General features: G+C 47.7%; 12 protein-coding genes and 1 tRNA gene. 6 read left to right on the top strand and 7 right to left on the bottom strand.

Annotation, left to right across the window (positions count from 1 at the left end):
• Window positions 1-116 precede the first annotated feature (116 nt).
• The 5 genes from L4C35_RS17795 to rpsU form a co-directional block, all read right to left on the bottom strand.
• A tRNA-Ile gene (locus L4C35_RS17795) sits at window positions 117-192 on the bottom strand.
• 181 nt (window positions 193-373) lie between these two features.
• The gene (gene rpoD, locus L4C35_RS17790; protein WP_428464154.1) at window positions 374-2,218 is read right to left on the bottom strand and encodes an RNA polymerase sigma factor RpoD; all 1,845 of its coding nucleotides are present in this window, start codon (window positions 2,216-2,218) and stop codon (window positions 374-376) included.
• A gap of 91 nt (window positions 2,219-2,309) precedes the next feature.
• On the bottom strand, window positions 2,310-4,058 hold the full coding sequence (gene dnaG / locus L4C35_RS17785) for a DNA primase (protein ID WP_428464153.1): 1,749 nt from the start codon (window positions 4,056-4,058) through the stop codon (window positions 2,310-2,312).
• A 151-nt stretch (window positions 4,059-4,209) separates the two neighbouring features.
• Window positions 4,210-4,653, bottom strand: coding sequence for a GatB/YqeY domain-containing protein (locus tag L4C35_RS17780; protein WP_428464152.1), 444 nt, complete (start codon window positions 4,651-4,653; stop codon window positions 4,210-4,212).
• Between the two features lie 27 nt (window positions 4,654-4,680).
• Window positions 4,681-4,896, bottom strand: coding sequence for a 30S ribosomal protein S21 (gene rpsU, locus L4C35_RS17775; protein ID WP_005301411.1), 216 nt, complete (start codon window positions 4,894-4,896; stop codon window positions 4,681-4,683).
• A gap of 194 nt (window positions 4,897-5,090) precedes the next feature.
• Here rpsU and tsaD point away from each other — a divergent pair, with 194 nt between their 5' ends.
• Entirely contained in the window at window positions 5,091-6,119 is a 1,029-nt protein-coding gene (tsaD, locus tag L4C35_RS17770) for a tRNA (adenosine(37)-N6)-threonylcarbamoyltransferase complex transferase subunit TsaD (protein ID WP_428464151.1), read from the top strand.
• 75 nt (window positions 6,120-6,194) lie between these two features.
• Here tsaD and plsY read toward each other — a convergent pair whose 3' ends face one another.
• Complete coding sequence (gene plsY / locus L4C35_RS17765; RefSeq protein ID WP_428464150.1) at window positions 6,195-6,836, bottom strand: glycerol-3-phosphate 1-O-acyltransferase PlsY; 642 nt, start codon at window positions 6,834-6,836, stop codon at window positions 6,195-6,197.
• Window positions 6,837-7,095: 259 nt separating this feature from the next.
• Between plsY and folB the strand changes: the two genes are divergently transcribed.
• Genes folB through L4C35_RS17750 form a run of 3 tightly spaced genes read left to right on the top strand, consistent with a single transcriptional unit; the run spans window position 7,096 to window position 8,739 of the window.
• A complete protein-coding gene (gene folB, locus L4C35_RS17760) occupies window positions 7,096-7,449 on the top strand; it encodes a dihydroneopterin aldolase (protein ID WP_428464149.1) in 354 nt (117 codons plus the stop codon).
• Window positions 7,446-7,949, top strand: coding sequence for a 2-amino-4-hydroxy-6-hydroxymethyldihydropteridine diphosphokinase (gene folK, locus L4C35_RS17755; protein WP_428464148.1), 504 nt, complete (start codon window positions 7,446-7,448; stop codon window positions 7,947-7,949). Before folB ends, folK begins: the two co-directional genes overlap by 4 nt.
• Window positions 7,936-8,739 carry an undecaprenyl-diphosphate phosphatase gene (locus L4C35_RS17750; protein ID WP_428464147.1) on the top strand — a complete coding sequence of 268 codons (804 nt, stop codon included), beginning with the start codon at window positions 7,936-7,938 and terminating at the stop codon, window positions 8,737-8,739. Before folK ends, L4C35_RS17750 begins: the two co-directional genes overlap by 14 nt.
• Before the next feature lie 84 nt (window positions 8,740-8,823).
• On the opposite strand, the gene L4C35_RS17745 is transcribed toward L4C35_RS17750, so the two are convergent.
• Window positions 8,824-10,062 carry a multifunctional CCA addition/repair protein gene (locus L4C35_RS17745; RefSeq protein WP_428464146.1) on the bottom strand — a complete coding sequence of 413 codons (1,239 nt, stop codon included), beginning with the start codon at window positions 10,060-10,062 and terminating at the stop codon, window positions 8,824-8,826.
• A 143-nt stretch (window positions 10,063-10,205) separates the two neighbouring features.
• On the opposite strand from L4C35_RS17745, the gene L4C35_RS17740 reads away from it, so the two are divergent.
• On the top strand, window positions 10,206-11,819 hold the full coding sequence (locus L4C35_RS17740) for an ExeA family protein (RefSeq protein ID WP_428464145.1): 1,614 nt from the start codon (window positions 10,206-10,208) through the stop codon (window positions 11,817-11,819).
• Window positions 11,819-12,790: a general secretion pathway protein GspB gene (locus tag L4C35_RS17735; RefSeq protein WP_428464144.1), complete on the top strand. Its 972-nt coding sequence runs from the start codon at window positions 11,819-11,821 to the stop codon at window positions 12,788-12,790. The genes L4C35_RS17740 and L4C35_RS17735 overlap by 1 nt, the downstream gene beginning before the upstream one ends.
• The last annotated feature ends 55 nt before the right edge of the window (window positions 12,791-12,845 follow it).

Below are 12,845 nucleotides of genomic sequence, written 5' to 3'. Positions count from 1 at the left end.
GCTAACAGTTGTCCCTGATAACTTAAGGCGCTGAACGTTAATAGTGTGAGCGGTTTATAGATTCTAGAAATGCAAAAGGCCGAAGCGGTTATTCACTGCTTCGGCCTTTCTATATCTGGTGGCCCCTCCCAGACTTGAACTGGGGACCAAGCGATTATGAGTCGCCTGCTCTAACCACTGAGCTAAGGGGCCAGTGTGCGGGAAATTATATGGGATGCAGGATCGCTTGTCTATAGCTTTTCTTGGCTAAATTGTGTGCTTTTTCAACAATTAAGATGAGAGGCGGTAATAGGTAGGTTATTGAAGGCAATAAAAAAGCGAGCTGAGAGGCTCGCTTTTTTGAATCGCTTACTGGTACTGAATAAGTTGTTTCTTATTCGTCTAGGAAGCTACGTAGAACATCTGAACGACTTGGGTGACGTAGTTTACGCAGTGCTTTCGCTTCGATCTGACGAATACGCTCACGCGTTACATCAAACTGCTTACCGACTTCTTCAAGTGTGTGGTCAGTGTTCATGTCGATACCAAAACGCATACGCAGAACTTTTGCTTCACGAGGCGTTAGGCCCGCGAGTACTTCGTTGGTTGCGCCACGCAGGTTCGTCGCTGTTGCGGCATCCATAGGTAGCTGAAGCGTTGTATCTTCAATGAAATCACCTAGGTGTGAATCTTCATCATCACCGATCGGGGTTTCCATTGAGATTGGCTCTTTAGCAATCTTCAGTACTTTACGGATTTTGTCTTCCGGCATTTGCATGCGTTCAGCCAATTCTTCCGGCAACGGTTCACGGCCCATTTCTTGTAGCATCTGACGTGAAATACGGTTCAGTTTGTTGATCGTTTCGATCATGTGAACCGGAATACGGATGGTACGCGCTTGGTCAGCGATTGAACGAGTGATTGCCTGACGGATCCACCACGTTGCGTAAGTCGAGAACTTGTAACCACGGCGGTATTCAAACTTATCAACCGCTTTCATCAGACCGATGTTACCTTCTTGGATAAGATCCAAGAACTGTAGACCACGGTTGGTGTATTTCTTCGCGATAGAAATAACCAGACGTAAGTTCGCTTCAACCATCTCTTTCTTCGCACGGCGTGCTTTCGCTTCACCGATAGACATGCGACGGCTGATGTCTTTAATACGCTCAATGGTTAGGCCTGTTTCTTGCTCAAGCGCGTTGAGTTTAGAAACAGAACGACGTAGGTCTTCTTCGTACGTTTTTAGACGCTCAGAATAAGGTTTACCTGCGTTAAGTGCTTCATCAATCCACTCTGCTGAAGATTCGTTACCCGCGAAGAGGTTAACGAAAGTTTTCTTTGGCATTTTAGAGTTATCAACACACATACGCATGATAAGACGCTCATTCGTGCGTACCTTATCCATAGATTCACGTAGCGAGCTAACCAGCTTATCAAACTGTTTTGGAATCAGACGGAATTGTTTGAAAACCTCAGACAATTCTTCAACGGCAGTTTCAGTTTCTGCGTGGTGACGACCGTTAGTCGTAATTGCAGTTGCCATTTTTTCGTAAGAAGTGCGTAGCTCCATGAATTTTTCACGAGCAAGCTCAGGGTCAATACCTGTGTCTTCTTCTTCTTCTTCGTCTTCTTCGTCAGAGTTATCAAGATCTTTATCTTCGTCTTCTAACTCAGTTTCGCTTAGCTCTGAACCAATGTGGGTTGCAGTTGGTGCTGTAGTACCGTCATCGTTCGGGTCAACAAAACCAGAAATGATGTCAGTAAGACGAAGCTCATCGGCTTCAACTTTGTCGAATTGCTCGAGTAGGTGAGCAATCGCAGAAGGGTATTCGGCAACAGAACACTGAACTTGGTTAATACCATCTTCAATGCGTTTGGCGATATCAATTTCACCTTCACGAGTCAGTAGCTCTACTGTACCCATTTCACGCATGTACATACGTACTGGGTCGGTAGTACGGCCGATCTCGCTTTCTACGCTAGATAATGCTTGCGCCGCAGCTTCGATGGCGTCTTCATCTGCATTATCTTCAGTCATCATTAATTCATCGGCATCAGGGGCAGTTTCAACTACCTTAATACCCATGTCATTGATCATCTGAATAATGTCTTCAACCTGATCGGAATCTACGATGTCTTCCGGTAGGTGGTCATTTACTTCGGCGTAGGTCAGATAGCCTTGTTCTTTGCCTTTCGCGACAAGTAACTTTAGCTGAGACTGCGGATTTTGCTCCATAGACGATATCCAACTTCGGGTCTGAGTGAGAATTAGAATGCAGAAATGCAAACCGTTAATTATAACAAACTTCTAAACTGTTGGCTAAATATTAGCCGGGACGATTGAGCAACAACAACTGCAATTCCCGCTTCTCTTCGACTGATAAGCCGATAGTATTTGATTTAGCCTGCAACTTTTCTATTTGCTGTCGAACGCACTGGTCAAATACTTTATCCAATGCGTCTAAAAATACATCGTGTGTGTTGTCTTCATTATCCAACAACGGCAGTTCCCATGCGGCTAATCGAGCCATCATAGGTTCACTTTTACTGCCTCGCCAGCTTTCGAGTAACTGGCCTGTTGTTATATTGGGGCGCGCTCGGCACTTATCAACTATTGACAACAATAAATTTAGTCCCGCTACATCAATACCTTCAAATGTTGTGGTATCAAATGCGAGGGTGTTAACAAAATGCGGATTTTGTACCAGCAAAGCTATGACTTCTCGCATGGGTGTGCGTTTGATGTCTTGCTGTGGCTTTCTCGGTTTATCGGCCGCGCTTTGTTTTAATTCAATACGAATTTGATCGGGTGGTAACCCTAAATTGTAGCCTAGCGTATTGATCAGGTATTCACGTAACGTTTCGCCTGCGACTTTTTCAATCAAAGGGGCTGCTAAGGTTCTTAGTTTAGCCTTACCTTCTCGGGTACTGGTGTCGACTTGTTGGATCAGCGAGTTGAACATAAAGTCCGATAGCGTCATCGCATCGGTCACGTTTTGCTCAAACGCTTCTTTACCGTATTGGCGAATATAGGAGTCTGGATCTTCACCGTCGGGTAAAAACATAAACTTCAATTGGCGGCCATCGGTCAGAAATGGCAGCGCTTGTTCCATTGCGCGCCATGCTGCATCGCGACCTGCACGGTCACCATCGTAACAACAGACAACCGTACCCGTTTGACGAAACAAGGTTTGCATGTGTTCGCCTGTGGTGGCTGTGCCTAGCGAGGCCACCGCATAGTCGACCCCAAATTGAGCCAGTGCCACTACATCCATATAGCCTTCGACAACCAACAGGCGCTCAGGCTCGCGGTAGGCTTGCATGACTTCGTATAAGCCATACAGCTCTCTACCTTTATGGAAGATTGGGGTTTCAGGTGAGTTGAGGTACTTCGGCGTCCCATCGCCTAATACACGGCCACCAAAGCCAATCACACGGCCACGGCGGTCGTGGATCGGGAACATGACACGGCCACGGAAACGGTCATAGCGACGGCCATTATCGTTTTCGATCAGCATGCCGGTGGTCACCAAGGCTTCTTGCGAATGGTTGTCGCGACCAAAGCGGCTACGAACCATATCCCATTGATCGGGGATAAAGCCAATGCCGTATTTTTTGACCACATCACCAGACAGGCCTCGATCTTTTAAATAATCGATCGCGACTTTGCCATCACCTGTGCGTAACTGCGATTGATAGAACTGGGAAATCTGTCCCATTAAATCGTACAGGTTACGTTTTTCAGCGGTGCGAGGCCCTGATGGGGTGCCACCATTTTCTCGTGGTACTTCTAACCCTAGCTGAGAGGCAAGCTCTTCAATGGCATCGACAAAATCAAGGCGATCAAACTCCATGACAAAGTCGAGCACGTTCCCGTGTACACCACAGCCGAAGCAGTGATAAAACTGTTTTTCTTGGCTAACGGAAAAAGAGGGGGTTTTCTCGTTGTGAAAGGGGCAGCAGGCACCAAAGTTTTTGCCTTTTTTCTTAAGTTTCACTCGTGCGTCAATCACGTCGACAATGTCATGACGTGCGATGAGATCATCAATAAACGAACGAGGGATTTTTCCTGCCATACAACGTGTTAAACCTACTTCTCGGGGTTAAATACCACCAGAAAATGGTGATTGAGTGTGTGTTTTCTACTTAAATTCTACAAGGCTAGAATACAAACAAGCCGCGCATTCCAAAAAGGATAGCACGGCTTGTTGCAGAGCTGGGGTAGTTTTAACCTAGTTTAGTTTTCACTAATTGGCTAACTTTTCCCATATCGGCACGACCCTGAATTTGCGGCTTTAATACGCCCATAACTTTACCCATGTCTTGCATGCCTGCAGCACCTGTAGCAGCGATAGCTTCATCCAGCAGAGCGGCAACTTCGTCGTCGCTTAGTGGCTGAGGCATAAACTCCTCAAGTACAGCAATTTCAGCATGTTCAACATCAGCAAGGTCTTGACGGCCCGCTGCTTCATATTGAGCAACAGAGTCACGGCGCTGCTTCACCATCTTAGTAAGAACAGTAATCACGTCGTCTTCGGAAAGAGTGATCTTTTCGTCAACTTCACGTTGTTTGATTGCTGCCATTACAAGGCGGATGGCACCAAGGCGAGGTTTATTTTTCGCCTTCATTGCCGCTTTTTGTTCGTCCTTAAGACGATCAATCAGAGTCATAGCACGTTCCTTCTGATAATCGTTAGATTAGTACAGACGAACGCGACGCGCGTTTTCGCGAGCCAATTTCTTCAGGTGACGCTTAACTGCCGCTGCTTTAGCGCGCTTACGTACTGTAGTTGGCTTTTCGAAGTGCTCACGACGACGTACTTCAGAAAGGATGCCTGCTTTTTCGCAAGAGCGCTTAAAACGACGTAGTGCTACGTCGAACGGTTCGTTTTCACGTACTTTGATTACTGGCATGTAATACTCACCTCAGAGTGATTCGGTTTAACGCTGACAATCGTAAAGAGTCAGCTGATTAAAAATGGTGCGAAATTCTAATCTGATCTAGGGGCATTTGTAAAGCATTCTGCAACCATGAACTGGTTAATTTTTGTCAACAGCGGTAACATGCCCTCAATTACCACCAGTTACTAACTAGTATAGAGGTTGTTATGCGTATACTGGGCATCGAAACCTCCTGTGATGAAACAGGCATTGCAATTTTCGATGATGAAAAAGGCTTACTGGCTCACGAGCTGTATAGCCAAGTGAAATTACACGCAGATTACGGCGGTGTTGTACCGGAATTAGCGTCACGCGATCATGTTAAAAAAACCATTCCGCTGATCAAGGCAACCCTTGCCAGTGCTGGTCTGACACCTGATGATCTTGATGGTATCGCTTACACCGCAGGCCCAGGTCTTGTAGGGGCGCTGCTTGTTGGTGCTACGATTGGTCGCAGTCTGGCTTACGCTTGGGACATCCCAGCGGTAGCGGTGCATCATATGGAAGGCCACTTACTGGCTCCTATGCTAGAAGATACGCCGCCAGCATTCCCGTTTGTGGCGTTACTGGTGTCGGGCGGCCATACCATGATGGTGGACGTGAAAGGCATTGGTGATTATCAAATTTTGGGCGAATCGGTAGATGATGCTGCTGGTGAAGCCTTTGATAAAACCGCGAAGCTGATGGGGCTTGATTACCCAGGTGGCCCACGTTTGGCTAAATTGGCGGAGAATGGCACCCAAGGGCGCTTTAAATTCCCTCGCCCAATGACAGATCGCCCAGGATTAGATTTCAGCTTTTCAGGTCTAAAAACGTTCACGGCCAATACGGTTCGAGCGAATGATGACGATGATCAAACGCGAGCTGATATTGCATTCGCTTTCCAAGAGGCGGTTGTTGATACACTGGCCATCAAATGTAAGCGTGCCCTGAAGCAAACTGGCTATAAACGCTTAGTGATCGCGGGTGGGGTGAGTGCGAATAAATATCTGCGTGAGCAGCTTGAAGTACTGATGACTAACCTTAAAGGTGAAGTTTTCTATCCTCGTACCGAATTTTGTACTGATAATGGTGCAATGATTGCTTACGCGGGTATGCAGCGTTTGAAGAATCAAGAGACCATGGATTTGGCGGTAAAAGCGTATCCGCGCTGGCCGATTGATCAGTTAAAACCGATTGGTTCAGATGCTGAATAATCGCAACAGAGAGCGATGACAGATACAAAAAACGGGCTCATCAGCCCGTTTTTTTATTGCCATTCTATATGTGATTTAATCATCCAACACTTTACTTTTTTGTTCGGCTTTCGCTTTATTGCCTTGGCGAATTTTTTGCCAAATCTTGGTCTCGTTACCATCAATCAAACGCTTCACGTTATCGTGGTGGCGAAGAACAATTAAGCACGACAGCATAGCAACAGGCATGGTGTATTCAGGTTTTACCCACCATGTAAACAGTGGTGCAGCCAATGCGGTAAAGAGTGATGCCAGTGATGAATATCCCGTTACAAATACAGCCAGTAACCAACAACTGATCAGCATGCCACTGAGATCCCAGCCAATAGGGGCGAGTCCACCAAGGGCTGTCGCAACCCCTTTCCCCCCACGGAAGTGGAAGAAGATTGGATAAATATGGCCGAGGCAGGCTGCGATACCGATTACACCCAATAAGAAAGGATTGACGTGGAGGAAGTAGCTGAGCCAAACCGGGATCATGCCTTTTAGAATGTCGCACACCAGTACCAGCGCCGCAGCTTTACGGCCACCAAGACGGTAAACATTGGTGGCTCCTGGATTTCCAGAGCCTGACTCGCGAGGATCGGGCAAGCCAAAGAGTCGACAAATTAATACCGCACTAGAAATTGAACCTAATAAATAGGCTCCGATAATGATCAAAAGTATCAATGGCGTCATGGTTACATCCTGCTAGCCAACAACATGTTGATTGTCATTTCGGTTGAATGATAATGATCACTCAGTTTCATTTTTGTGACTCATTCCTGTGATATAGTTCCTCACCTCTCACGCCATTGCAAGTATTGGGCAAGTGCTTACTTTGCCTGCTATGCGCGAAGTGGAGAGTGAAAGTCATAATAATTGACGATTACGACCTGATAATACGCGCTTTTGCTCAAATTAGGTATCCGACCTCTAACAAAATTAGCGATTGAACATGGACTCAGTATTTATCGAACAACTCGAAGTTATCGCCACTATTGGAGTGTATGACTGGGAGCAGGAAATTAAACAAAAATTGGTGTTGGATTTGGAGATGGCTCACGATAACCGTCCTGCCGCCAATAGTGATGATGTCGCCTATGCCTTAAATTATGCGGCAGTCAGCGAAGCCGTTACCAGCCACATTCAGAACGGTCGTTTTCTGTTAGTAGAGCGTGTGGCTGAAGAAGTAGCTACGCTGCTGATGACACAATTTGGTGTACCTTGGTTACGTGTTCGTGTGACCAAACCAACTGCGGTAGCCAATGCTGGCGGCGTGGGTGTACAAATTGAGCGAGGCGAAAAGTGATACGCACCTTTATCAGCCTAGGTTCCAATATCGAGCGTGAATACCATATTCAGGTGGCGATGACTGAGCTGAAAAAGTTAGGCGTACACTTTGAAGTGTCCCGTATTTTTGAAGCTGAACCAGTTGGGTTTAGTGGGCCAAATTTTTATAATTGTGTGGTGGCGTTAGAGACTTCGTTATCGTTGTCGGTATTGCAGCAAACACTAAAGCAGCTTGAGCTGGACTATGGTCGTGCACCTGATGCGAAAAAGAATCAGAGCCGAACGTTAGATTTAGATATTTTGCTCTATGGCGATGTGCAGCAAAATACGTCACCGATGCTGCCCCGTGCAGATATCTATAAATTTGCTTTTGTTCTATGGCCAATGGCTGAGATTGCCCCTGAGTTGATCATACCAGGGGAGGATCGCACCGTGGCACAGTTGTGGAATGAATTTGGAACTGAGCAGGCATTATGGCCTGTCGATGTTGTTTTTGAGGAATCTCATGAGTCACTTTGAAGCTTTTGTGTTAGCGCTTATTCAGGGCCTAACCGAGTTTTTGCCGATTTCGAGCTCGGCACATTTAATTTTACCGTCTCAAGTTTTAGGCTGGGATGATCAAGGTTTGGCCTTTGATGTTGCCGTGCACGTTGGTACTTTAGCGGCTGTTGTTTTGTACTTCCGTAAAGAAGTGGTGTCTTTGCTATCAGCGTGGGTGGGGTCGATCTTTAAACGCCAGCATAGCGCAGAATCAAAGCTGGCGTGGATGATTGCATTAGCAACGATCCCTGCCTGTATCTTTGGTTTATTGATGAAAGACTTTATCGAGCTTTACCTGCGCTCAGCATGGGTGATCGCTTGTACCACCATTATTTTTGGTCTGCTACTTTGGTGGGTGGATAAACGTGCGACTCAGCAAGTTAGTGAAGAGCAAACCAGTTGGAAACAAGCCTTGTTCATTGGCTTAGCGCAGGCGGCAGCGATCATTCCTGGTACTTCGCGCTCTGGTGCGACCATGACTGCGGCACTGCATTTAGGCTTTACGCGCGAAGCGGCTGCACGTTTCTCGTTCTTGATGTCGATTCCGATCATTCTTCTGGCGGGGAGCTACTTGACTTTGAAGCTCGTGACCAGTGGCGCGCCTATTGACGTGAGCGGCTTAGGGATTGGTTTGGCGGTATCGTTTGTGAGTGCATACGCCTGTATTCACGTGTTCCTGAAGCTCGTTACACGCTTGGGTATGTTACCGTTCGTGATTTACCGTCTATTGCTGGGTGTTGGCTTGTTTGCGTTTTTGCTGATGCAGTAACGCAGCGTAATTGGTTTAAACCAGTACAGAAACACGAAAAAGGCTCAAACCTATGTAGGTTTGAGCCTTTTTTATCTCAGGAATTTAGTTCGCGGCTTGGCGGTATTGAGTTAGCACGACGTTAACCGCTTGGCTGCGTTGAATAGCTAATTGCTCTTTGATGTCTTTACCTTTGAATCCAGCCTCCACTATCGGCTTTACTGCCACAGCAACAGCGGCCTCAAAGCATTGCATTAGCAAATCGGCTTGCGGGTAGGCATCGTTTTCAAAGCCAGTACGACCACGAATGTCAGCCCGACAACAAAGGCCAAGCTGCTCAATACGTTCAGGCTTACGCCATGCATCCATCTGATCGAAAATTTTGATGAAGGTCTCAGAGCGCATTTCTGCAGCCCGGTGGATCTTCGTATGTTGCGCGCACACCATGAGCGCGGTATCACGGTAATCGTTCGGCACACGTAAGCGTTGGCATAGCTGCTTGATGGCTTTGAGGCCTGTATGACAATGCATTTTGTGGCTTGGCCACTCGCTTTCTGGCGTCAGCGCTTTGCCTAAGTCGTGGACTTGGGCACAAAATCGAATAATAGGGCTGTCGCTGAGCAAAGCGGCCTGCTTCGCGACGAGCAGCGTGTGAATGCCACAGTCAATTTCAGGGTGCCACTGTTCTGGTTGAGGCACGCCAAACAGCGCATCAATCTCGGGCATGATGACACGCAGTGCACCACATTGGCGTAATACCGTTAGGAAGACTTCTGGGTTGGCGTAGCCGAGCGATTTTTCCCACTCTTTCCAGACGCGCTCTGGTGTTAATGCACTGAGCTCCCCCTTGATCACCATCTCTTGCATCAAGGCCATCGTTTCAGGGGCCACATGAAAACCCAGGTGTGAAAAGCGGGCAGCAAAGCGAGCCACACGTAGTACGCGTAGGGGGTCTTCAACAAAGGCTGGTGATACATGACGTAGCCATTTGTTTTCAAGATCGGCTTGGCCGTTGTATGGGTCGATCAGGCTACCATCATCGGCTTGCGCAATAGCGTTGATCGTCAAATCACGGCGCATTAAGTCCTCTTCTAGCGTGACATCTGGTGCTGCATGGCAAACGAAACCTGTGTAGCCCATGCCTGATTTACGTTCAGTACGTGCTAACGCATATTCTTGTTTGCTTTGTGGGTGCAAAAAAACAGGGAAATCACTGCCGACTTGGCTATAGCCTTGGGCAATCATTTGTTCTGGGGTTGCCCCAACCACGACCCAGTCTTTGTCTTTGACGGCGAGACCGAGAAGTGCGTCACGTACCGCACCTCCAACAAGATATGTCTGCAAATCTAGCTCCTATCATGTAACTATGCGTTTTATCGTTATAGAATCATTTTTCCATCGGTATCAGAGTATAAAGCATGTATAAGGATTTTTTCGGTATAACTGAGGCACCATTCTCAATTGTGCCTAGCGCTCGATTTCTCTATTTGAGTGATCGGCACCGAGAAGCGCTTACACATTTGCTCAATGGTTTAACTGACGGCGGTGGGTTTGGTTTATTAACCGGTGAAGTCGGTACAGGGAAAACGACCGTCTTACGCGCCTTGATTGCTCGTCTAACCCAAGATACGCAAGTGGCGGTGATTTTAAATCCAGCCTTGTCAGCGCAAGAGCTATTGGCGTCTATTTGTGATGAACTTGGGTTGAGCTACCCTGAAACCGCCAGCTACAAAAAACTGATGGATACCATCTATCAGCATTTATTGAGCAACCACAGTGAAGGCCGTCAAACACTGCTATTGATTGACGAAGCGCAGCACCTGATGCCTGATGTGCTCGAACAGTTGCGTCTATTGACCAACCTTGAAACAGAAAGTCGTAAGCTGTTAAAGGTCGTATTGATTGGCCAGCCAGAATTACAACAACTGTTGCAGCAAGATCGCCTGCGTCAGCTAGCCCAACGAATTACTTCTCGTTACCACCTCTTAGCCTTAACAGGGCAAGAAGTAAGTGAATACGTGCAATACCGCCTACGTGCGGTGAATTGTTTGTTTGCTGTATTTGATGATCACGCCACAGCTGTTATTGCTAAGCGCACTCAAGGGATCCCGCGCTTGATTAATCTGGTGTGTGATAAAGCGATGCAATTGGCCTATCAGCAAAGCACCCATCAAGTCTCTAAAGCTTTGATGAGTCAGGCTTGCGATGAAGTCTTGAGTTGGCATCAGCCAAGCACTCTTGCTGTGGGAGCAACGGGGCGAGAGTCGACGGCCTATGCGCCCAATTCGGTGATGCAGCACTTAACGGCCTTAACCTTGGGTATCGCAGTGGCACTTGGTGGCTATTGGTTTGCTCAGCAGCAAGCTTGGTTGAGTGGTGAAGAGGTCGCACTGGAGTCGCCAGTGGAGTCTGTCTCGCGCGCAGCACAACGCCCATCAGAGATTGAGCCTCAAGTAAGGCCGAATATTCAATCAGAAGCGGTATTGCTAGCACAAGCGATTGCGCAGAGTCGCAGTGATCGTGATGCCATGCAGACGTTATATCGACTATGGGGATACGATACTTCGCTGAGCCAAGCAAACTGTACGACCAGCCAACGTTTGTACCTGTCTTGCTACACAGATAGTTCAGCAGACAGTGGCGCTACCATTAGTGGACTGGCGCTGATTAATCGCCCTGCATTGATGAAAATGCACAGTGAGGAGTACGGTGATTATTTCGCGGTGCTCTATCGTTATTCTCGTGAGCAGGTTGAGTTGTTGGTCGGCGGGCAGCGTTTAGCGGTGAGTCATGCTTGGTTTGAGCGCCATTGGCTGGGGGATTACACCTTACTGTGGCGTCCACCGCTTGGCGACAAAACCAGTATTCGATTTGGTCAGCGTGGCGAACGCGTGGAATGGTTGAATCAACAACTTAGCACCTTACTGGGTGAGCCGATGACATCGCATAATCGCTTCGATCAAAGTGTGCTTGATAAATTACGCCGTTTTCAGCAGTCGCAAAACTTATCTGCTGATGGCATCGCAGGGCCAAAAACATTGATGGTACTTGATGCCGCTTTGGATTTACCTGGGCCGACACTACAGCCGAGGGAAAGCTAATGTCGAAATTATTTAGCGCCATTGCGCAATCAGAACAAAATTACCAAACACAATCCACGTTGACTAGGCCAACTTATGCGCAACAGCAAGCTACGCCTGCGGCTGGTCGTGGTTGGAGCAGTATTGCTCTGTTTGCTTTGCCCGTGGTTGCCGTTGTTGGCTATACGCTGTTACAGCCTTACTTAAACACCACTGCACTTAGAATCGCACAGCATAGCGCAACGGCCCATACTACGGATACTCGCACAGCAACGCTGGAACTGACTGATAGTATTCAGCAGGCGAGCAAAGTGCGGGAAGCGAGCGCTATGGCTAAGCGCCTGCATACACAGCATGATGTCTTGCCCGAGGTGAGTTTCTTGCCATATCCCGAGTTGATCACCGAAGCTTTGCCTGAGGCCAATTGGGATCAATCGCGAGCTCTGGTTACCAATAACACAGTAAATGCGGCAGAGGAGTTTGAGGTGAATACTGTGCCAAGTGAGCCTAAGGTGATCTCGGCGAAGCCGTTGAGTAGACAAGATGATAGCTGGAATTTAGATAAGCTCGACTTATCGGGTTTATCCCCTGAACTGGCCAGCCAACTGCAATCAGCCATAGCCGCAACAGACAGTACGACAGGCAGTGTGGAAGACAGTGCTGATTTTGATGTCCAGAGTCAGCAGGCGGTGACACCGAATGGCGCTGCGTCTAATACTAAGGGCAGTACTTCAGCTGATCGTGCCGCCAATGCTGTTATGGCAATTGGGGATTTACCAGCAAGCGTGCAGCAACGTCTACCGACCATGAATTTACAAGCGCACATCTATTCCTCCAACGCGCAGAGCCGCTGGGTCAAAGTGAATGGACGAGAGATCTTTGAAGGTGACGCCATTGCGCCAGGGGTGACCCTGCGCAGTATCGAGCCGCGTCAGATTGTGTTTGATTTTGAAAACTACCGCATCGCCATGCCCGCGTTATCAGAATGGTAATGCCTCGTTGGTGTGCGGCGTTTTAACTGAAAGCGAGACGGCATAAACAAAAAGG

The organism is Photobacterium kagoshimensis, assembly GCF_050337045.1.
GTDB classification, from domain to species: Bacteria; Pseudomonadota; Gammaproteobacteria; order Enterobacterales; family Vibrionaceae; genus Photobacterium; species Photobacterium kagoshimensis.
Note: the sequence above shows the minus strand (reverse complement) of the source record. Positions and strands in the feature narration are given on the sequence as shown.